This is a genomic window from Photobacterium sp. HL06, from assembly GCF_059552575.1.
Genome location: NZ_CM183914.1, coordinates 1,291,337 through 1,312,877, shown reverse-complemented (window position 1 = coordinate 1,312,877; position 21,541 = coordinate 1,291,337). Strand labels below are relative to the sequence as shown.

Genomic DNA, 21,541 nt, shown 5'->3' with positions numbered 1-21,541 from the left:
TATTCTGCTTGGTCGCGCATTTTACGCAAGATCGAGCTCAAGCATTTCCTGAATATTGGTCTGTGGTTTCGGCTCCTGACCAAAGCCTCGCAAGCCAACTACATGAACGTGCTCACGATCCTTGAATATTTTACGAACCAGTTTATAGGTCGTGCCTTTTTCAGGGCTGATATTCTCAGGCGCCGCAATCAGCAGCTGCATATCCAGGCGATCACAGAGCTCAAACAAAGTCGCGATCGACTTCGCATCCAGACGGGCAGCCTCATCAAGGAACAGCAGGCGGCATGGGATGATATCTTTACCGCGCAGGCGACGGGACTCTTCTTCCCAGCTCTGGACAACCATCAACAAGATGGCCTGGCCCGTACCGATTGCCTCACCGGTCGATAACGCCCCGGATTCAGCCTGTAGCCAACCATCCGTACCACGGTTGACTTCGATGCTGAGTTCTAGGTAGTTACGGTAGTCCAGCAGCTCTTCACCCATGATCTGTGGCGAACGCTGACCCATTTCAATATGTGGGTTCAGGCGCTGGAACAACTTCGCAATCGCTTCAGAAAATGACAGCCGGTTGTTACCAAAGAGATCCTGGTGCTGATCTTGTTGCTCCGCCAGGCCACTCAGCAGCGCTTCGTGGGTATCACGGACTTTGACATTCAGGCGTACACCTTTCACCTGACCAAAGCCGATATTCTGTAGGCCCTGGTTAAGCATGCGGATACGGTTTTGCTCACGCTGGATCGTCTTGCGGATAATATTCGCTACCGAATCAGAGCTGATAGCCAGACGCTGCTCACGTGCGGTCAGCTCTTCACTCAGGCGGGCCAGCTCGACTTCCATCTCTTCAATCGCTTCGACCGGATCATCGGTACGAATGATATCGTGGCGGATACGCTCGCGCAGATGCTGGTATACCGCAATATAGAACAGAACTTTGCGCTCAGGACGTGACACATCTTCCGAGGCGCGCAATGCATCGCGCAGCTCTTCGTTGTCTGCCACTGCCAGACGCAGAGCACCGAGTGACTTATCCGATAGCGAGCGTAGCTCATCGGCAGACATGTAAGCCATTTCACGGCGGTGCAGGCGACGCTCAACATCACTCTCACGGGCCAGTCGCAGAACGGCACACCAGCCTGCTTTTGCTGTAACCACCAGCTTGCGGATTTCCTGGTATTCTTTACCGACTTTACGTAGGCGTTTCACCAGGCCTTTCATTTCCAGCTCAACCGAGGTGATGCTCTTTTCCAGCTGGCTACGACGGCTACGTGAGCTGTGCAGGCGCTCGTTTAACTCATCACGGCGCAGACGTGCACGCTCTTCCGCTTCAACATCGGCACGTACGCCAAGCTCTTGCAGCTCGCGTTCAAATTCCTGAACCGTTTCCAGCTTCGCCTGATGGGAACTCTTCAGGGAGGCCATCAGCTGGTTGTACTGGCTAGCCTGAGCACGGGACTGTTTCAGTGTCTCACGGCTGCGGGTACGCTCTCGCTCGGCCGCTACCAGCTTCGCCTTCAGCTGCTCATTGAGTTCCGAGCTCTTGTTCAGTAGCTCAACCGAATCGGCGTAGCTAAAGTGGTGGCGACGCTCAACCAGATCGGCAATTGCAAAGATTTTGGTTTTCAGCGACTGCAGCGTGTTATCAGCCAACTCATATTTAGCTTGCAGGGTATCAAATTGCTCTGGGTCAGCATCCAAGGCAGAAACAAGGCCTTCAAGCTCGACAATCGCCTTACCGTGGCGGTCAAGGTAGTTTCGTGCCTCATCAAGCTGCGACAACTGCTGCTCGACTTCGTCAAAGCGCTCAGTCAGAGTCTCATCTTCCAGCAGGTTCACCACCGGCGTCAGCTTACCTAATAATGCCAAGCCTTCACGCGCTGCTACCAATTGGCTGCGCTGCTGCTGCTCTTTGGCATCGGCTTCAGACAGGTTACGAGCGATCTGGTTACGCTTATCACGTGCTACCTTTAGCTCTGCTTCCGGATCAGCGTTGAAAGCGACTGCCATATGCGTGGCGACAAAGCTGTTGAAGCTCTGGTACAAACGCTGCAGCTTCTGTGAATCAAACGCTGCCTTGGCGTGATTTTCGACAACCTGCTCACGCTCTTCACGTAGCTGTTCAAGGCGCTGTTCACGTGCCGCACGGCCAAACAGTGGTACTTTCGGGAAGCGTGAGTAACGCAGCTGGCGATCGTTAAGGTGAACACATACCGCATCTTCGAGCTCGTCGACATCAAAACCGCTGTCATCAAACGAGTCCGCATCGCCTTCAATGATATAAAGATCATCCGGGCAATCATCCAGTGCCACCAGCTTGTCTTTGATGCCTTTTAGATCCGGCACCACAATCGCATGGCGCGAAGGGCCGTACATCGCACTGAAATAAGGGGCATCGGCCAGTGTAATGTCATCATAGATTTCAGACAGCAGGCTACCACCCAGGGTATCGGCCAGGGCGCGCAGACGATAATCATCACTACCACCCGGCTGTGCCAGACGCTCAATATCCAGCTCCAGCTGCTTCTTGCGAGCCGCAAGCTGATCACGCGTTGCAGACGCCTCACGCTCTTTATCCAGCGTCAGCTGCATTGCATCCATTACTGCCTGGCTGTCAAACAGCTCACGCTCGGATTGTTCAGACAGCTTCTCAAGCACTTCTGATGCTGCAATCCACGTCGGTGCCGAGGCTTCCAGCGAAGAGATTTGTGATGACAGCTGCTGCTCCTGACGGCGTAGCTCACCACGTTGCTCAACCAGGCTATCTTGCTGCTGCTCTAAACTTTCCACCGTCGCTTCATGGCGCGCTTGTTCTTCTGCCATCGCTAATTCGCTATCGATAGCTACAGCAAAGCGCTTGGTATAGGTTTCAGCCAGCTCAGTCGCCTGACGCTGGTTGCGCACACTGCGCTCCAGATCACGGTACTGCGCCTTAAGCTGCTCACCACGCTCTGCCACCGCACGAAGCTGGCGGGCATGCGCAATCAGTTCGCGGGCCTTATCACCGGCATGGGTACGGTCAATGGCGCCCGCAATAGTCGTTACAATCTGCAGGCCCTTATCAAACTGCTGGGCAGCTGCCGAGGACATATCCAGTTTGTGCTTCAGCGCAAGCAATGCGGTAGTCTGAACTTCCTGCTCCTGCTTGAGCTGAGCAAGATACGGTACTGCCTGATCGGCCAGCAGCTGGTGATCGCCAGACAGCTCGCGTGCTTTTTCCAGCGCCTGTACCGCCTGCTGGTATTGCAGAGCACGGGTCTGCTGCATATCCAGTGCCTGCTGGTAGTCAGCGAGCTGGGTTTTCAGGCTATCAACTTCTTCTTCAGTTAAGAGTGCCTGCTCTTCAGCCATAGCAAGCTGTTCGGCGGCTTCTTCAACCACCATCACCTGCTCTTCCAGGCGCTCGGTCAGCTCTTCTAGATCTTCACGGTAACGCTCAATCTTTTCTTGTTGGCGTACAGCGGTCTGAACCAGCTGCAGGTGATCGGATGCAGCCTGGTGATCCTGCTCCAGTGCGCCTTCACGCTCGGTCAGCTCATCCAGCTCACCCGTCATGTTGATCATTGATTGTTGCTGATCATCTAAGATCTTACGTGAACCGAGCAGTTCACCACGTAGGCTCAATGTTTTTTCCAGCTTCTTGCGGCGCTCATTGGCATGGCGCATGTAGTCCGCTGCAACATAATTCGTGGCTTCGGTGATCAGGTGCTTAAACAGGTCACGATCACTCTGTGTCAGCTTGATCGCTTCCAGCGTCATCCGATTTTCACGCAGTGCCGCTTCCATATCCTGGAACGCTTTCTTCACCCCGGTGTTTTGCGGCAGCAAGTAATCACGCAGAGAGCGTGTAATGGCACTTGAAATACCGCCGTACAATGAAGCCTCGATCAGGCGATAGAATTTAGAGCGATCGCTGCTGTTACGCAGTTTCTTCGGCAATACACCAAATTCAAACATCTGAGCATGGTAGTCGGTCACCGAGTTAAACGCTTTGAACTGTACCCCTTCGTACTCGGTCGCAATCTCTTTGACTTCATTGATCTGGCGAACGCGCGCCTGGTTATCTGACAGCGTTTCAACCAGCACTTCAGTCGGCTTAACGTCAGACGGCAAGCCCTGGATAATAAATGGCTTGATATCCACTTTCTTATCACGGCCAGCCACTTGCTGCAGTTTTACTGCAAAAACAATACGTTGCTTCTTCGAGTTAACGACATCCAAGGCCGCATAACAGGCACCCGGCTTCAACTTACCGTGCAGGCCTTTGTCACGGGAGGCGTTTGAACTGCCGGCTTCCGTGGTATTTCGAAAGTGCAGCAGACTTTGATCGGGGATCAGCGAGGTAATGAATGCCGCCATTGTGGTCGACTTACCGGCACCGTTACCACCCGACAAGGTGGTGACCAAATTATCAATATCAAAAGTACGGGCAAAGAAGCCGTTCCAGTTGACCATTGTCAGCGATTGATACTTACCGCGTTCCATCAGGCTTCACCCTCCTGTCCGGCATGCTCTGTTTCTCGTTCTTTTTCTTGTTCGCCGGTTGCATCCAACAGGCTTGATTGACTAGGTTCCTGCTGGTGCACAACCACGGCCTCACCATCACGGATCAGACGTAGCTGCGCTTCACGCACATCATCGCCAGTACGCACATCGGCACCAAAACGGAATACCGCCTCGCTGATGCGGAATTTACCGTTTTCACCGATTGGAATAATCATACCGATACGACGAAGGCGACGTAGCGAGGTTTTGACTTTGTCGAACAGTTTTTCGCGGTCGAGGTCGGAGCCTGATGCACGGTTTGTGACCAGCTTCATCAGCTTGGCTTCATCTGCCAGTGCCAGCAGCTCTTCAAACAGCTCCTGATTGGAGAAAATCCCTTCATGAGCCAACCGCTCAGGGCTCAGGTAAAGGAAACACAGCACCTTTCCTACCAGCATATCGATTTCTGACAGCACCGAACGACCGATCAATGAGGTTGAACGGGGACGCAGGTAGAAGAAACCTTCCGGCGCACGTACCAGCTCGGCGTTATAACGCTTGTAAAACATCACCAGCGGCTGCTCGAACTCAATCAGCAGGGCATGGTTATCCAGATCTTCGCTGGCAATATGGCGGCCAGAACGTAACGCATTATCCAGTGCCGGGAAAAGCGGGTTGGCAATCGCCTTGGCCAGCTTTTCAGGCATAAATTCTTCAATATTTATCGATGACATTAGCTTGTACCTTGGCTCCGTAGTCGTTGATTGCTTCCCAATCAGGCTGTATTGCATTGAAGTCTGACTCTGAGTAACCGAGCCTTACTGCCTGATCAATCACAATGCGCGCTAAATCAAAATGCTGCGCAAAGGGATGTTGAGCCAAATAATCTTTAAGAAGCAAACTTAGGTTAATCGCAGCACCCGTTTCTTTATGGGCCTGCAGCATTGCAGCAACTTGGTCGGCCAGCTGGTCGTTCACCAGGCTGAGCTCTTCAAATTCCATCTCTTCCGGCACAATGCCGGTTACTTCGTCGTCACGCAGTACCAATGCTTCATCACGCATATCCAGCAAGCGCTCAGCATCGGCATAGGTCAACAGCCATGGGGTATCAAAGTAGTCTGTGACTGACTGGCGCAGGCGCTGACTGAAGGCACGGTTCTTATCCATATCAATCGCGGTACGGATGAACTTATGAACGTGGCGGTCATAGCCAATCCATAAATCGATGGCCTGCTGGCCCCAATTAATGATCCGGTCAAGTTTGGCCTGCAGAATGAATATCATCCCGTCGACAAAATCCAGATCCGGGTTGCCCTGAGTCTCTTCCTGGATCACCAGTAGCTGAGTCTGCAGCTGATCACCTGCCGCCTGAAGCGTATCCTGCAACTCACGCAAGGTGCTGGAGGTTTCATTCAGCAAGCTTTCACAGTTGGTGATCGCCGCGCGCCAATCCTGATTTAGCAGCTCGGCAATATCTTGCTTCACTTGGTGCTGCTGCTCATCCATGGTGCGCTGGTTGAGGTCAATGCGATCGAAAATTTCCGCCACAGAATATTTCAACACAGCGTAAACTTGCTGACGCCAGTGTTTCTCGTCACCGCCTTCCTGCGCGGCTTCCGCCGCTTTGTTGATTTCATCGGCGACCATCGCCAGCTGAATCGACAGTTTCAGGGATGAATACTCACGGTGGCGGGCATAGTAATCCGTAATACTCAGCGCAAGCGGGCTGAGGCGGTAAATACTGGCACCGTCGGTCACCTCGCTGGTAAAGCGGGTGATTAAACGTTGGCGAACCAACTCATTTATGGCGTTATTGGCACGAAAGGCCAGGGTTTCCTGTGACTGATCGAACATATCGCTCACAATACGAAACGCATCGATCAGCTCACCTTCCCCTAATTCTTCATCAAAGCGATCGCCGCTTAAGACAGCAATCGCCAACAAGAACGCCAGCCGCTCCGTTGGCAGGTTAAGCGAAAATTCATGCTGCTTAACCCAACTCACCAACTCAGGAACGGTCTGGGATACATCACTCATCCGTTGTCCTTATTGCTGTTATCATTGTTTGTCTCTTTATCCGCCAGTGTTTCTTGGCATACTGGCTTCTGGGCGTATACGTGGATGTAGCGGCCCAAAGACAAATAAGGCTCCTGGCGACAAAGCTTTTGCTCCATCTCAAGAACTTGTTCAAAACTGTAGTCACCTACCATGGTTGTCTGCATATAGTCATGGAAGGTACGCACGCCGGTCTTGCCTAAGATGGTACATCCGGCATCGGTTAACCAGCTATAGACATCTTCCGGCTTTATGGCCTGTTGCGGCTGTAATTTAAAGCGCTTGCGATGTGGCATTCCTTCTTCAATATGCGTTAAGTTGCCACAAATCAGGTTCTTGAACAGCAGCCCGTTGTAGTTGTAGAACATAACGGAAATCACTCCACCGGGCTTGGTTTGCTCAAGCAACCGTTCAAGCGCTTCCTTCGGATCAGAGAGCCACTCCATCACCGCGTGGAATAAAACCAGATCCGCCGGCTCACTCAAGTGCTCGCCAATTTCCTGGACCGAGCTATGAACCAGACGATATTGCTCAAGAAGGCCGTTTTTAGCAATTTCCTGCTCTGCCAACTTCAGCATTTCACCAGAAAGATCACATAAAGTGACATGATGGCCCAACTCTGCAATCTTTTGCGACAGCTGGCCGATCCCCCCGCCTGCATCAAGGATATGCAACGGTGTTTGTGCGTCTAGCAAGGCTAAAATCTGCTCAAGATCTTGCCAGACAACGGTCTGCCTAATTTGGCCTTTCGCGGTGCCGTAGATGTTTTTCGCAAATTTTTGCGCTAGGTCGTCAAAATTTCGATCTTTGATCACGTCAGCTTTACGTTATGATAGCGGTTGAAAAAATGTGGCTTATTTTCTCACAAGCGTTATAGGAATAAAGGCTTGTGGTGCTTTTTCGAGCTCAACTGCTGAATTTTCGGACTACATTGCATGTTTGAACTAAAAAAAATTGTTTCTGCATTACTGATGCCCCTACCCGCACTGCTGATTATCGGGGTATTTGGCTTAATGATACTTTGGTTTACCCGGCGTAAAGGGGTGGCATCCTTTTTCATTGCTTTCGCTTTTTTGGGGATCTTCCTGGTATCCTTCCAGCCGATTGCAACCAGTTTGCTACGGCCGCTGGAGCGCGAGAATAACCCGTATGTGCCTTCATCCCAAACTGTCGACTACGTGATGGTATTAGGCAGCGGGCATGTTATTGATCACGCGATGCCAATTACCTCTGAGCTTTCGCGTACCTCGTTAATGCGCCTGGCAGAAGGTATGCGTATCCACCGGCTGTTCCCGGGATCAAAGCTGATCTTATCGGGTTATGGCGGCGGCTCAAGTATCAGCCAGGCAAGAATGATGGCGAAGGTCGCACTAGCACTGGGTGCCAACAAAAACGATATACTACTGCTTGAAACCGCCAAAGATACCTGGGAGGAGGCCTTTCATGCTGCCTCTGTGGTCGGCGACAAAAAATTAGTACTAGTGACATCTGCCAGCCATATGACCCGGGCATTGAGCGAGTTTAAACAGGCGGGCCTAACTCCGACCCCGGCACCTACGAACTTCCTTGCCAGTAACAAGATCAAACAGCCATGGGAGCGCTATAAACCCCAGGCCAAATACCTTGAGCAAACTGAACGCTACTGGCACGAAACACTGGGCCAATGGTGGCAACGCCTGAGAAACCTACTTGGTGAACCGAAACAGGCTCCCCAGCAGCCAGAATCAACGACCAACGTGTCGACCGAGCTGGCATTAAACACCATCAAGGCCTCAGCTTAACCCCTTTCTATCAGGCCAGGTAACTGGCCTGATAGTGGATCAGCTTTCCCATGTGCTATATCCATTCCCCAAAAAGACAAATTGACGCCTAAAACGCGTACAAAACGTCTTCAAGTTGCATGTTTTACTATCTTTATTCCAATTTGTTTTATTATGTTCTATTTTTTTATATTTGGAATTAGTAAAAGTCGTTCCGATTTTGAGACTTACGTCATACTATTGCCCGCCTCATCTTATTGATAAGTCTGGAAATGGAGTTTCGGGCAACAGAATAAACTTGGAACTGCTCAGCATGATGTATCAGATTATCAATGTGGCGATCTTCGCCCTGCTTATTGGCTTGTTGTTCAAGCAACAGAAGGCCGAACGCACCCTCTCAAAACGTGTTTTTACCGGCCTTGGCTTTGGCGTCCTCTTTGGTGGCGCATTACAGCTAGTTTACGGCGGTGGCAGCCAGGTGATTTCCGCTACCTTAGACTATATCAATATCGTTGGGGCGGGCTATGTCAGCCTGCTGAAGATGATCATCATGCCGCTAATTACTGTGTCGATCATCGGCGCAATCATTAAGGTCAAAGACTCGGGTTCACTGGGTAAAATTTCCGGCCTGAGTATCGGTATTCTTCTTGCCACAACGGCAGCTTCAGCACTGATTGGTATTTTGGTGAGCAGCCTCTTCGGCCTGTCTGCAGAAGGGATCGTCCAAGGCGCCCGTGAGATAGCACGTGGGGAACTACTGGAAACCCGCCTGGTCAGTGTTGAATCACTGTCGTTTGCCGATATGATCATTTCATTCTTCCCTGGCAACCCCTTTGCAGATCTTGCAGGCAGCCGCCCGACATCCACCATTGCAGTCGTTATTTTCTCGGCTTTCATCGGTGTGGCAGGCCTGACAGTCATGCGTACCCAGCCCGAACTAGGTGCCAGTTTTGAAAAATTCATCAATGTGGCCCAGGAGATCGTTCGCACCCTGGTTCGTATGGTACTTAGCCTTACCCCTTACGGTGTGCTGGCACTGATGACCAAGGTTGTCGCAGGTTCAAACTACGATGATATCTTAAGCCTGATCCATTTCGTTGCTGCTTCTTACGTAGGCCTGGCACTGATCCTGGTAATGCACTTGCTATTGGTAACACTGGTTGGCGTCAATCCCGTTCGTTACCTGAAAAAAATCCTGCCGGTACTGACGTTTGCCTTCACATCACGTTCAAGTGCCGGTTCAATCCCGATGAATGTCGATACTCAGGTGAAAAAACTGGGCAACGGTGAGGCCGTCGCTAACTTCTCAGCTTCATTCGGCGCCACCATGGGACAAAATGGCTGTGCGGGCCTTTACCCAGCCATGCTGGCGGTGATGATCGCACCGACAGTGGGCATCAACCCGCTCGATCCCGGTTTTATGGCGACACTGATTGCCATTGTCGCAATAAGCTCATTTGGTATTGCCGGTGTTGGCGGCGGGGCAACGTTCGCAGCCCTGATTGTTCTCTCAGCACTCGATATGCCTGTGGCACTGGCTGGACTGCTGATCTCTATCGAGCCATTGATCGACATGGGACGCACTGCCGTTAATGTTAGCGGTGCCATAACTGCAGGTACCATTACCTCACGAGTGCTTGGCCAGGCTGATAACCGTATTTTTGAGTCTGATGAATTCACCGAAGGTAAGCCAGCTAAAGCTTAACCCGCATACTGAGCCCTTAATATTTTTCAGGCCACCGAGCGGTGGCCTTTTTACTGCCTAACGATAGCATCCAAGAATCTGGTCATCTGCCACATCGCTACTTATTTCAACTCTGCATAAACGGAACATGAATTTACTGCTCACGCCAAGTTCAGCCGCACCAGTGTTTAATAGCCTCATCAACTAATGATGAACCCAACAATGAAATAGGTAGGATGACCATGATGAAGAAAACTGTTTACGCAATTACCGCAGCGATGATCATCATGCCAGCAGTCGCACTGGCGAACCCTAACGGTATATCGTACAAAGGCCCGATCCAAACCACGACAGTAAGCGAAGTTTTGAATCAAACTAACCTGTTCTCTGAGCAAGATATTATTCTCGAAGGTAAGCTAATTAAGCAGATTGATACCGAAACCTTTGTCTTCAGCGATGGTGTTAAAGAAATCAATGTTGAACTGGATGATGATATTCGCCTGGATCAGGCCATCACTGCCAATACCCGTTTGCGGATATATGGGGAAGTAGAAGGTGGGGTGACACCTGAAATCGAAGTAGACAGAGTTCAGCTTCTATAATGGCTGCTCCACATGGCTCCTATACAAAAGAAGGGCTGTTCATCACGATCAGCCCTTCTCAAATTCTAAGCTTGGCGGGTAACCAATTAACCAATTAGCTCGCGCACTTTTTCCAAATCTTCTGGTGTATCAACCCCTGCTGGCGGCGCGTCAATCGCTACCTCAACATGGATTTTTTCGCCATACCAAAGCACACGCAGCTGTTCCAGCGCTTCAATTTTCTCCAGCGCACTCGGCTCCCAGTTGATATAGGTATTGATGAACCCAGCACGGTAAGCGTAGATACCGATGTGGCGCATCAGGTTCTGGTGGATCTCCTGCGGCCGCTTGGCAAAGTTATCGCGATCCCACGGAATCGATGCACGGCTAAAATACATCGCATAGCCACTTTTATCCGTAACCACTTTTACCGCATTGGGGTTGAAGACTTCATCAGCATGATCAATCTCAACCGCCAAGGTTGCCATTGGCGCATCATTGTGGGCTAGGTTATCAGCAACCTGACGGATGATCGTTTCAGGAATTAACGGCTCGTCTCCCTGCACATTCACCACGATCTGATCGTCGGCAAGCTGGTATTTCTCAACCACTTCCGCCAAACGCTCAGTGCCCGACTCATGATCATCACGCGTCATGCAGACTTCACCGCCAAAGCCCTTTACCGCATCAACGATACGCTGGTCATCGGTCGCAACGATCACCTGCTCGGCACCGGCTTTGCTCGCTTGCTCGTAAACCCACTGGATCATTGGCTTGCCGCCAATGTCTGCCAACGGCTTACCCGGCAGGCGCGATGACTGGTAACGCGCCGGGATGATAACCGTAAATGACATTATTTCACCTCGTCAGGACTTAGCGTACGCGCTTCCGGCTCAAGCAGAACCGGGATGCCATCCTTGATAGGATAGGCAAGACGGTCAAATTTGCAAACCAGCTCACTCTTGTCTTTATCGTAGTTCAGCTTCCCTTTACAGACTGGGCAAGCCACGATTTCAAGCAGACGATGATCCATATTCTTCCTTTACCTCAATAATCCGGTTAATAATGGCTTCAGCCTCAGGTACTGGCAGCACGGCATCTACAGGTAAATACCACCAGTTAGGCTGAGCGAAAGTGTGGCATTTCACCGCATCTTTCTCTGTCATTACTAAATGCTGGCCTTGTTGGGCCAATTGTTTTAATTCTTGCTCGGAGAAAGCCTGGTGATCAGCAAACGGCTGACACACCACAGGAGTAACTCCCAACATACTTAGTGTATTAAAGAACCGAGGTGGATGGCCAATACCTGCCATCGCAACCACATCGGCCAACTCGGCGACTTGCCTGCGCTCTCCGGTTTTTACATTGATCAGCGGTGAGGGCTGCAGTTGCATTGGCGCTTCACCTGGCTGCGACTGACCACCGTTGCAGATCAGAAAATCAACCTCGGCCAATCGCTCACAGGGCTCACGTAGTGGCCCCATCGGGATCAGCTGTTGGTTACCAAAGCGGCGCTGACCGTCAATTACCACGATTTCAATATCACGCTCAAGCGCATAATGCTGCAGGCCGTCATCGGTAATGATGATATCCACATCCTGCTCAAGCAGTAACTGCACGGCTTCGGCACGCTTTGGCGCCACCGCTACCGGTGCGCCGGTACGACGATGGATCAAAACAGGTTCATCACCTGCTTCACCCGTCGAGGTATCTATGCTCACTGGATAAGGGTAATACGGCGCTTTAGCGCCATAGCCTCGGGAAACGACGCCTGGCTTTAAGCCTTTGGCCTGCAGTTGCTCAACCAGCCATATTACGACTGGAGTTTTGCCATTACCGCCAGCGGTAATATTGCCGACCACCACCACCGGTACCGGTGCCCGGAATGCCGATTTATCACCGCTCTGATACTGCTGGCGACGACGGCGGCTGATCAAACCAAACAGCTTGCTCAGGGGCCAGAGCAGAGGTTTAAGCAACTGTCCTGCCGGATGCTGCTCAAACCAGATTTTTTCAATAATGGTCGCCATTGTTCACCAAGCTATTGTTAACAAAGCTATTGTTTACCAAGTAATTACTCGCCAAACTGGATGCGATGCAGCTGGGCATAAGCGCCATTTTGAGCCAGCAGCTCAGCATGAACGCCCCGCTCAATAATTTCGCCTTCATCGACTACCAGGATCTGATCGGCATTTTCAATCGTCGAAAGACGGTGTGCAATAACCAGTACTGTACGGTCTTTTTGAAGCTCGTCCAACGCCGACTGGATAGCACGTTCAGATTCCGTATCCAGCGCAGACGTTGCTTCATCAAGGATCAGAACCGGTGCATTTCGCAGCAAGGCACGAGCGATGGCAATACGCTGACGCTGACCACCCGACAAGCTAACACCGTTCTCACCAATAATGGTATCAAGACCGTTGTCCATGCCTTTAATAAAGTCCATCGCGTAAGCCAACTCAGCGGCTTTCTCTATTTCAGCACGGCTGAACTGCTCGCCGCTGGCATAAGCAATGTTGTTGGCAATGGTATCGTTAAACAGGTGCACATTCTGCGACACAACAGCTACCTGATCACGCAGATTGGCTAGCTTGTAATCGCAAAGATCATGTTCATCAATAGTGATCTGGCCAGAGTCAATATCATAGAAGCGGGTCAACAGATTAGCGATGGTACTTTTACCCGAACCTGAGCGTCCTACCAGTGCCAGGGTCTTCCCTGCCGGTAGCGAAAAACTCACATTGCGCAATGCGGGAGTCTCTTTGGTTGGGTATGTAAAGGTTACATCTTTGATGTCAATATCACCTTTCACACGCTCGGCCACATGGGTACCATGATCTTTTTCCGTTTCCAGCTCCATCAGGCCAAACAGGGTCTGGCAGGCAGCCATACCGCGCTGGAACTGAGAGGTAACATTGGTCAGGGCTTTTAGCGGGCGCATCAGGCCAAACATTGCACCGAAAATCAGAGCAAAGGTACCTGGAGTCAGTTCTGCACGTAGCGACTCGGTATTAGCTAACACCAGTACCACCACCAATGCCATAGAGGCAATCACCTGGATCACCGGGTTAGCAATCGCCTGTGCCGAAACCAGCTTCATCGTCTGCTGGCGCATGCGGTTGCTGACTTGCTCAAAACGCTCTTGTTCAACCTGCTGACCGCCATAGCTAAGAACAACCTTATGACCTTTTAGCATCTGCTCGGCAGAGGAGGTTACAGAGCCCATTGCATCCTGCATATTTTTTGAGATGCGACGGAAACGCTTCGATACGATACGGATACTCACCGCAACGACAGGCGCAATAACCAACAGGATTGCCGACAACTGCCAGCTGTTCCAGAACATTATCCCCATCAGAGCAATAATGGTTGCCCCTTCGCGAACCAAGCTGACCAAAGCACTACTGGTTGCGGATGCGACTTGTTCTGAATCATAGGTAATGCGGGACAGTAGCTTGCCGGAAGACTCTTTATCAAAGAAGCCCACTGGCATTTTCATGAAGTGATTGAACATCTGGCGACGCAATGTCATAACGACATTGCCAGACACCCACGACAGGCAGTAGGTGGAAACAAAGCCACTGATGCCACGAAGGATCATCAGTCCTAGCAGGTAAATAGGCATCATTGCCAGGAAGTTTGATTCAAGGCTATCTAAGCCTCCGAAGCTTTCATCCATCAAGGGCTTGATCATTGAAAGCATCAGTGCATCACTTGCAGCGTTGATAATTAACGCAACGACCGCAGCGCCAAGGCCAGCCTTATACAGGCTGATTGAAGGCCAAAGCCGCTTAAAGGTATCCCAAGTGGATTGATCTGTTGGTTGTGTCATGAAAACCAGTTTTTCTTGAAGACAATTCTTCACATTCTACTCTGTTCGGGCCAATGCACCAAATAAGTTCCTACTTCCTTTTCTTAAACTGCCTAATATTTAGGCATTTTATCAATGCATTACTCACCAAGTTGCTGGCGAAACCAGCCAGCTTTGACCTCTTGCCGATAGCGTAAAATGTTGATGTTACCATCACGGACTAGAACGCTGACCTGCCCGCTATCTGCGGTGCTGAGCCAGACTGTACCTTTATCAAGGTAACGCTGCCTGACTTCGGCCGACGGCAGCTGCCACGGATTATATCGAGCCACTGAAACCAGCGCATAATCCGGAGCCATTGTTGCCAACCATGTATTGGTCGAAGAGGTTTTACTGCCATGATGAGGCACGAAAAGCACATCAGGATCGAGGGTTGGTTCGAGCTGGGCCAGCAACAGCTCAGAAATAGCATCAATATCACCAGTCAGTAATACTGATGTCGAATTAACTGGATTCAATGCCCTATCACTAATTTCTATTACACACGAATGGGGGTTTGCTGCGCGTGCAACCCGTTTTGGAGGCCAAAGTACCCGAAAATCCAGTTGCTGCCATTGCCACGTTTCACCACGTCGGCAAGCCATAAACCCATCTCGCTTGTCGCTGCTGCGTTTCCACTCTGGTTGTAACCGCTCAACCACATCCACCAGCCCACCGGCATGATCACTGTCGGCATGGCTGAGTATCAGCCCATCGAGCTTATTAACACCATAACTGAGTAAAACCGGCTCGATCACGGCGGTGGCAATGCTACCGGATCCCCAGCGATTGCCGGTATCGTACAATACCGCGGTATCACGGCGCCGGATCAGTACTGCCAGGCCATGCCCAACATCCAACATCTCAAGCTGCCACCCGGTGAACGGTTTAGCCTCGTCTTCAGTCAACACAGGTATCCCCCGCCAGCTGACAACTATCAGTGCAACCACCAAGTGCAGTGTTTTAAACATTCGAAAAGGCAAGAACCACAGTAAGACCATCAGCCCAAGGCCGCCGAGCACATACGGTAGCCAAGACGATGGCAAGTTCCACCACGCACCACTTGAGAAATCGGCCAGCCTCATGACGGGAAGTAACGAAAGATCGGCCAGCCACCAAAGCCACTCAGATAGCGAAGGCAGCCACAGTGTCACCATTGCCGCAAGAATCAGCGGTACTGTCACGGCGCTAACCCAAGGTACTGCCAAGAAGTTAATCACTGGCGCAATCAGTGATACCCCGCCAAACCACTGCCATTGCAATGGCAGCATCATGAACATCAAAGTCAGCTGCAATAAAGCCAGCCATTTAACCTTTTCTCGCCAAGCGTGTCGCTGCGATTTTGCGGCCTTACCCGCACGCAACCCACTGACATTCGCCAAATACAACACGAAGACGGCAGAAAATGACAACCAAAAGCCAGCGGCGTACGAGCCCATAGGATTGATTACCAGACATATCATCAGGGCAACAAGCAGAACTTGCCAGCCCGGCCATTGCAGCCTTAACCGAATTAACCCCATGACCATCGCACTCATCATCAGTGCCCGCTGCGTCGGTATACTGAAGCCCGCCAGCCAGGCATACCCCAAGGCAAACAATAAGCCAAGCCACAATGGTAACCAGAGCAACAATTCGCCCTCCGGTGCAATGCCTCGAATTTGGCTTCCCAGCCACCAGCCACATAACACAGCGAGGCCAATATGCAGCCCCGAAATCGCCATCAAATGTGAAAGCCCACTGTCGCGCAGCCGAAGCCAGTCTGCGTTATCCAGCCCATCTCGAAAGCCAAAGCTTAGCGCCAGCAAATAAGGCTGGAACTGCAGCCCAGTCGTTAACTCGACGACCTGATCGAAAACAAGCTGGCGCAACGTCGGCCGGGAAGTATTCGGCTGGTATTCATTGGTAAAATAGTTTTTTTGACCGGAAATAACGGTGCCTTTGCCATGCAATTGATAGCCAAGGAAATAGCGTTCTGCATCATACCCCGCACGGTTGACCCTACCGTAGGGCCGACGTAATCTCACTTCCAGCCGCCACGACTCACCCTGTTTCATTTCAATAGCATGCGGCCACTCTAACCGTACCCGTAACGGATTTATAAACGATATTTTATGCTGTTCTATTGCAGACAGGGTAAAATCAAACTGGGAGGTTGGGATATTTGGATTTAATAGGCTACTAACTTCACCAACTATGGTAATATTTCTGCGCTCAATAGGTATCAATTGAACCGCATCTACATAGAATGTTGCTCCAATCTTCGCCACAAGAGTACCAATCACGACCCAGATCAAAAATTTGAGTCGTAAAAAATATGAAACTACACCACCAATCATGAAGGCTGTAACAAACCAGCTGTAATCTGGAATAAACGGCCAAAAATGAAGCGACAAAATTCCTAACGCAATACCGGCTACGGCTTGGTTCATAACCGTATTGCCAAAATAACAAATGAATTAAAATGCCAAGACAAGTTATTAGACGTTTCTTGCCAAGCCATGACGTGATCAAGCGCCAGAAAGCGCTTAAGATTTTCGGCAATGTGCTTTACAACCCCAATTTGTGGTGCCTCAATCGCCGTTCGGCCTCGGGGGCTTTTGCCGTGGGCCTGTTCATGGCATTTGTCCCTCTTCCCAGCCAGATGATCATGGCGGCCGGCCTTGCTATCTTGTTTAGTGTCAATTTGCCGCTGTCGGTCTGCCTTGTCTGGGTTAGCAATCCAGTTACCATGCCAGTGCTTTTTTATGGTGCCTATAAAGTCGGTGCCTGGCTGATGAACTCTCCCCACCAACCTTTTCACTTTGAACTTTCGTGGGAGTTTCTGCTGAATCAAATGAGCCAAATCGGGCCTCCTTTCTTATTAGGCTGTACCGTTTGTGGCATCCTTTTTGGCCTTATAGGCTACTTCGGCATTCGGGGCCTGTGGCGCTATTCGGTCGTACGTAGCTGGAACAAGCGAAGATTCCGCTAGGACCTGTTTGCCTTAGGGCATAACGCAAAAAACCTCGCCTAGGCGAGGTTTTTTATATTCAGGGCGGCAGATGTACAACCGAAAAATACGGGGATGGGGACCAGCTATCAAACTGCTAGCACCAAGTAGTGTAACTAACATCCAACACGCGATCCCATTCACACGGTTTAACCCGCTCCCTTCAACTTATGCAATAGCAGCCTAAGCCTAAAGAACCAGAGTTTAATATGGCTCTGACTCCCACTATCTTCGACTATTTAGCGCTCAGCACCTGTGCCGGTTGCAGGGCACTAGCCCGCCTTGCCGGATACCATGTTGCCAACAGGCTCAGCACAATCGCTGTCAGGGCAACAATCACCACATCCTGCATCGCAAGCTCGGTAGGCAGAAAGTCGACAAAGTAGATATCACCAGAAAGGAACTGGTGGCCAATAACGTTTTCCAGGCCTTTGATCAGTGTGGTGAGGTTAATGGCGACGAGTGATCCTAAAGTCGCACCAAGCAGGCTGCCGATAACACCAGAAAGGATGCCATGCCAGATAAAGATAGACTTCACCAAACCATCGCCAGCCCCCATGGTACGCAAAATCGCGATATCTGCCGAGCGATCTTTCACTGCCATCATCAAGGTTGAAACGATGTTAAAACACGCCACCCCGATCACCAGCACCATCACCAAATACATAATGGTACGCACCATCTGGATATCACGATATAAATAACCGTACTTCTGGGTCCAGCTCTTGAGGTAGACATAAACAGGTAAGGTAAACCCGACCTCCCTCACGATACTTTGCGCATCAAGCACATTATCAACATTAAGTGAGATCCCCGATACACCTTCCCCCATTGACAAATACTGCTGGGCATCTGCCAACGGCACCAATGCAAAGTTATGATCAATCTGCCCACCCAGTGCCAGCAACCCGGACACCTGAAGCCTGATTCGGTGCGGGGCTTTAAGCTTCAGGGCGGGATCAGGATTGGGGATCATTGCTGTTATCCAATCCCCTTCAGAGATACCTAGCTTATCAGCTACTCCCTGCCCCAAAATGATCTGTTTTTTACCTGCGGTGAACTGCTGCCAGGCATTGCCTTTCACGTAATCCGGAATCGCACTGACTTTGCGCTCTTCCTGCGGATTGACCCCTCGAACTTCAACCGCCTTCAGGCGACTGCCTTTTTCAAGCAAAGCCGTAAACCGAATATAGGGTGCAGCACCCGTCACCCGCGGGTGTTCCTGTACGGTATTCAACACCGATGTCCACTCAGTAAAAGGTGGCTTCACGGCTTCAAGTTCTCCATGCGGGATCACCGCCAGCACCCGGTTTTGCAGCTCCCGCTCAAAACCGTTCATCGCCGACAAGCCAATGATGATCACTGCCACACCGACGGCAATACCCAAGGTCGATGAAATCGAGATGAAGGACACCATCCGGTTACGTTGTTTCGCTCGGCTAAAACGGCTGCCGATATACAGAGAAAGTGGTCGGAACATTAAGCCACCTCTACCTGCTCCAGCACACCATCTTGCATGTGCATACAGCGATCCAGCTTGCCTGCCAATTCGTTGTCATGGGTCACTACCAAAAACGCTGTGCCGGACTCTTTATTCAACTTGCGCATAAGATCATAAATTTCCAATGCCGTTTTATGATCTAAGTTACCGGTCGGTTCATCCGCCAGCACCAAGGCAGGATTGTTCACCAACGCGCGGGCAATCGCGACGCGCTGACGCTCCCCTCCGCTCAGCTCCGACGGCCGATGCTCAAAACGGTGATGGAGCCCAACCTGCTCCAGGATACTTTCTGCCTGGGACCGGGCTTTATCAGCCCCGATGCCCCCTATCAACAGCGGCATTGCTACATTTTCCACCGCACTAAAATCTGCCAACAAGTGATGGAACTGATAGACAAAACCCACCTCCTGATTACGGATTTTCGCCTGCTTGTTTGAACTCATTGCGTTCAGTTTCTGCCCCTTGAAAAAGACATCACCGTCAGTCGGCTCATCTAGCGCCCCCAACAAATGTAACAGGGTGCTTTTCCCCGAACCGGAAGCGCCCACAATACCGACCAGCTCGCCAGCATTGAGGCTAAAACCAACATCTTTCAATACCTCGGTTTCAAGCTGGGCTTCGCGGTAAACCTTACGCAACCCATGACAAACCAATAACGAATTACTCATAACGCAATGCCTCAGCAGGACGAACAGATGCTGCACGATAAGAAGGAAAAACAGTTGCCAGCAGGCTCAGCACAATAGCCCCGACAATCACTAAAACAATTTGCATAGGCTTTACAACCACAGGTAGCGAGCCGCCGACCATCAGCAGCTGCACACCCAGTACGGATAAAACAGAATTCAAATTAAAGGCCAGAATCGTACCCAGCAGGCCGCCTGATACGGCACCAATCACACCACTGCTGGCGCCCTGGACAATAAAGACCATCAAGACCTGGCGGCTTGTCATCCCTTGTGTCTTAAGGATCGCCACTTCAGCCTGCTTCTCCATCACTACCATGATCAGCGCTGAAATAATGTTAAATGCCGCCACCCCGATGATCAGGCCAAGCATCAGGCCCATCATGTTCTTTTCCATTTTAACCGCCTGGAAAAGCTCACCGCGCTGCTCGCGCCAGTCAGACCAAACCCAATCATTCTCGAGTGGCTCCTGGGCTAATTCAGTCACCACAAAGGGGTCATCAACAAATAGACGCCAGCCAGTCATTTCTCCAGGCTTATAGCGCAGTAGCTTGCCGGCATCAATAATGTTGGTCAGGATCAGCTGCTTGTCGACATCCGAGCCGGTATTGAACATGCCCTCAACAATAAAATTTCGCTGACTCGGAATGCGTCCCAGGGGCGTGTACTGGCTGGCGCTTGTCACCATCAGGCGAACCTTGTCACCGACTTTGACACCCAACTGCCCCGCCAGTGACTGACCAAGGATAATGCGATAGCTACCCGGGGTCAGATTGGCTAATTCACCCTGGGTAATATGATAAGCAACCGGCTCGAACGCATTAGGATCAACGCCCAGTAATGAACCTGCAGACAACGATGCGGCACTTTGCACAATCGTTTCACTGCGGGTCAGCGGCGTAGCCATAGAAACATGAGGCAGCTGGCTTAGCGATGCCGGAGGCTCATCCTCCCACACCATTTTGCCATTTGGCTGTGAAACCACCGCCTGGGGCATTACCCCAAGAATGCGCTCTTTGAGCTGCTGTTCAAAACCGTTCATCACCGAGAGAACCGTCACCAAAGCCAGCACGCCAATGGTGATCCCCGCCGTGGACATATAGGAGACAAAGCGGCTGAAGCGATCCCCGGAACGCCCCCGCAAATAGCGCAGGCCGATAAAAAAAGAGACTGGATGAAACATAAACGAAGTCGAAACCATCCTGTTATAAACTGCCCGCAAGAATACCCGTTGCTGCTCATGATTACCATGCAAGGGCGTAAAAGTAACGTAAAAACAGAGGGTAAAACAGACACTGCGACCGTACTGCACTTGCTCGAAGGCGATGGGTAAGTGATAATCGAAGAATAGTTAATTTATCACGAGTATGACATGAATCAGGACGAGTATTTTTCGGTCCATGCCGGGCTAACCATCAATGTTGAGCCGCTCTCCCCTAAAGAGCAGCTTCCCGATGAGTTAACATTCAGCCAGGAAATCCCGCCCTTGTTTCGTGTTGCCAGCGAGTGTTCAGGCCTCGAAGAAGGTGTCGAGCAGTCGCTCAGTAAGTTAACCAAGGATGAGACCAAGCCGCTGCTTGATTATCTCGCGGCCCAGAACAGCAAGATTAATCTACTATTGTCTTTTGTCTTGTCACAACAAGACAACCCGGCACATCGCTATACCACAGAAACCTTTGGTGCAAGCCGGCTCACGTTTTTGTCTGGTAACGGTTTACCGGTCGGCAGTTTTGCCCGGGTTAAGCTATTTTTAGACAAACCATCGGCAGCGGTTTATTGCTATACCGAAGTGATTGGCAATGCAGTGAAGGGCGATAAAGTTGAAGTCACGCTCAAATACAACCGCCTTCTGGAAGATGATCGAGACTTGCTAATACGAGCAGCTCTCTATATCCAACAGAAACTACTGCGCCAGCGCGCCCAACAGCGAACAGATACCCAATAAAACAC

The 21,541-nt window shown here is 50.9% G+C and carries 18 protein-coding genes; 6 read left to right on the top strand and 12 right to left on the bottom strand.

The window, feature by feature from the left end; translation table 11 throughout:
- Positions 1-21: 21 nt before the first annotated feature.
- The 4 genes from mukB to cmoM are packed head-to-tail and all read right to left on the bottom strand — an operon-like array spanning position 22 to position 7,352.
- Positions 22-4,482: a chromosome partition protein MukB gene (gene mukB, locus AC51G0_RS06330; protein ID WP_496301211.1), complete on the bottom strand. Its 4,461-nt coding sequence runs from the start codon at positions 4,480-4,482 to the stop codon at positions 22-24.
- A complete protein-coding gene (gene mukE, locus AC51G0_RS06325) occupies positions 4,482-5,216 on the bottom strand; it encodes a chromosome partition protein MukE (protein WP_496301210.1) in 735 nt (244 codons plus the stop codon). Before mukE ends, mukB begins: the two co-directional genes overlap by 1 nt.
- Entirely contained in the window at positions 5,197-6,519 is a 1,323-nt protein-coding gene (gene mukF, locus AC51G0_RS06320) for a chromosome partition protein MukF (RefSeq protein ID WP_496301209.1), read from the bottom strand. Before mukF ends, mukE begins: the two co-directional genes overlap by 20 nt.
- The gene (gene cmoM / locus AC51G0_RS06315; protein WP_496301208.1) at positions 6,516-7,352 is read right to left on the bottom strand and encodes a tRNA uridine 5-oxyacetic acid(34) methyltransferase CmoM; all 837 of its coding nucleotides are present in this window, start codon (positions 7,350-7,352) and stop codon (positions 6,516-6,518) included. The genes mukF and cmoM overlap by 4 nt, the downstream gene beginning before the upstream one ends.
- A 120-nt stretch (positions 7,353-7,472) precedes the next feature.
- Between cmoM and elyC the strand changes: the two genes are divergently transcribed.
- The 3 genes from elyC to AC51G0_RS06300 all read left to right on the top strand — a co-directional run bounded on the left by elyC (position 7,473) and on the right by AC51G0_RS06300 (position 10,583).
- On the top strand, positions 7,473-8,318 hold the full coding sequence (gene elyC, locus AC51G0_RS06310) for an envelope biogenesis factor ElyC (RefSeq protein ID WP_496301207.1): 846 nt from the start codon (positions 7,473-7,475) through the stop codon (positions 8,316-8,318).
- Between the two features lie 292 nt (positions 8,319-8,610).
- The gene (locus AC51G0_RS06305) at positions 8,611-10,002 is read left to right on the top strand and encodes an L-cystine transporter (protein ID WP_496301206.1); all 1,392 of its coding nucleotides are present in this window, start codon (positions 8,611-8,613) and stop codon (positions 10,000-10,002) included.
- Between the two features lie 224 nt (positions 10,003-10,226).
- A complete protein-coding gene (locus tag AC51G0_RS06300) occupies positions 10,227-10,583 on the top strand; it encodes a YgiW/YdeI family stress tolerance OB fold protein (protein WP_496301882.1) in 357 nt (118 codons plus the stop codon).
- An 86-nt stretch (positions 10,584-10,669) separates the two neighbouring features.
- On the opposite strand, the gene kdsB is transcribed toward AC51G0_RS06300, so the two are convergent.
- From kdsB to AC51G0_RS06275, 5 genes are all read right to left on the bottom strand, one after another.
- Positions 10,670-11,416 carry a 3-deoxy-manno-octulosonate cytidylyltransferase gene (kdsB, locus tag AC51G0_RS06295; protein WP_496301205.1) on the bottom strand — a complete coding sequence of 249 codons (747 nt, stop codon included), beginning with the start codon at positions 11,414-11,416 and terminating at the stop codon, positions 10,670-10,672.
- Complete coding sequence (locus AC51G0_RS06290) at positions 11,416-11,595, bottom strand: Trm112 family protein (RefSeq protein ID WP_496301204.1); 180 nt, start codon at positions 11,593-11,595, stop codon at positions 11,416-11,418. The genes kdsB and AC51G0_RS06290 overlap by 1 nt, the downstream gene beginning before the upstream one ends.
- Complete coding sequence (lpxK, locus tag AC51G0_RS06285; RefSeq protein ID WP_496301881.1) at positions 11,576-12,583, bottom strand: tetraacyldisaccharide 4'-kinase; 1,008 nt, start codon at positions 12,581-12,583, stop codon at positions 11,576-11,578. Before lpxK ends, AC51G0_RS06290 begins: the two co-directional genes overlap by 20 nt.
- A gap of 53 nt (positions 12,584-12,636) precedes the next feature.
- A complete protein-coding gene (gene msbA / locus AC51G0_RS06280; RefSeq protein ID WP_496301203.1) occupies positions 12,637-14,394 on the bottom strand; it encodes a lipid A ABC transporter ATP-binding protein/permease MsbA in 1,758 nt (585 codons plus the stop codon).
- Positions 14,395-14,513: 119 nt separating this feature from the next.
- Positions 14,514-16,844 carry a DNA internalization-related competence protein ComEC/Rec2 gene (locus AC51G0_RS06275; RefSeq protein WP_496301202.1) on the bottom strand — a complete coding sequence of 777 codons (2,331 nt, stop codon included), beginning with the start codon at positions 16,842-16,844 and terminating at the stop codon, positions 14,514-14,516.
- Positions 16,845-16,876: 32 nt separating this feature from the next.
- Here AC51G0_RS06275 and AC51G0_RS06270 point away from each other — a divergent pair, with 32 nt between their 5' ends.
- The gene (locus AC51G0_RS06270; RefSeq protein ID WP_496301201.1) at positions 16,877-17,386 is read left to right on the top strand and encodes a DUF2062 domain-containing protein; all 510 of its coding nucleotides are present in this window, start codon (positions 16,877-16,879) and stop codon (positions 17,384-17,386) included.
- A 253-nt stretch (positions 17,387-17,639) separates the two neighbouring features.
- Here AC51G0_RS06270 and lolE read toward each other — a convergent pair whose 3' ends face one another.
- From lolE to lolC, 3 genes are read right to left on the bottom strand one after another with little or no spacing between them, the layout of a single operon-like run.
- Positions 17,640-18,884 carry a lipoprotein-releasing ABC transporter permease subunit LolE gene (gene lolE, locus AC51G0_RS06265; protein WP_496301200.1) on the bottom strand — a complete coding sequence of 415 codons (1,245 nt, stop codon included), beginning with the start codon at positions 18,882-18,884 and terminating at the stop codon, positions 17,640-17,642.
- Positions 18,884-19,573 (bottom strand): lipoprotein-releasing ABC transporter ATP-binding protein LolD, encoded by a 690-nt coding sequence (lolD, locus tag AC51G0_RS06260; protein ID WP_496301199.1) that lies wholly within the window; start codon positions 19,571-19,573, stop codon positions 18,884-18,886. Before lolD ends, lolE begins: the two co-directional genes overlap by 1 nt.
- On the bottom strand, positions 19,566-20,774 hold the full coding sequence (lolC, locus tag AC51G0_RS06255) for a lipoprotein-releasing ABC transporter permease subunit LolC (protein WP_496301198.1): 1,209 nt from the start codon (positions 20,772-20,774) through the stop codon (positions 19,566-19,568). The genes lolD and lolC overlap by 8 nt, the downstream gene beginning before the upstream one ends.
- Here lolC and AC51G0_RS06250 point away from each other — a divergent pair.
- Together AC51G0_RS06250 and AC51G0_RS06245 are read left to right on the top strand one after the other, a co-directional pair.
- The gene (locus AC51G0_RS06250) at positions 20,766-20,924 is read left to right on the top strand and encodes a hypothetical protein (RefSeq protein WP_496301197.1); all 159 of its coding nucleotides are present in this window, start codon (positions 20,766-20,768) and stop codon (positions 20,922-20,924) included. The two genes, lolC and AC51G0_RS06250, sit on opposite strands and share 9 nt — an antisense overlap.
- A 39-nt stretch (positions 20,925-20,963) precedes the next feature.
- Complete coding sequence (locus AC51G0_RS06245) at positions 20,964-21,536, top strand: PilZ domain-containing protein (protein ID WP_496301196.1); 573 nt, start codon at positions 20,964-20,966, stop codon at positions 21,534-21,536.
- Positions 21,537-21,541: the final 5 nt, after the last annotated feature.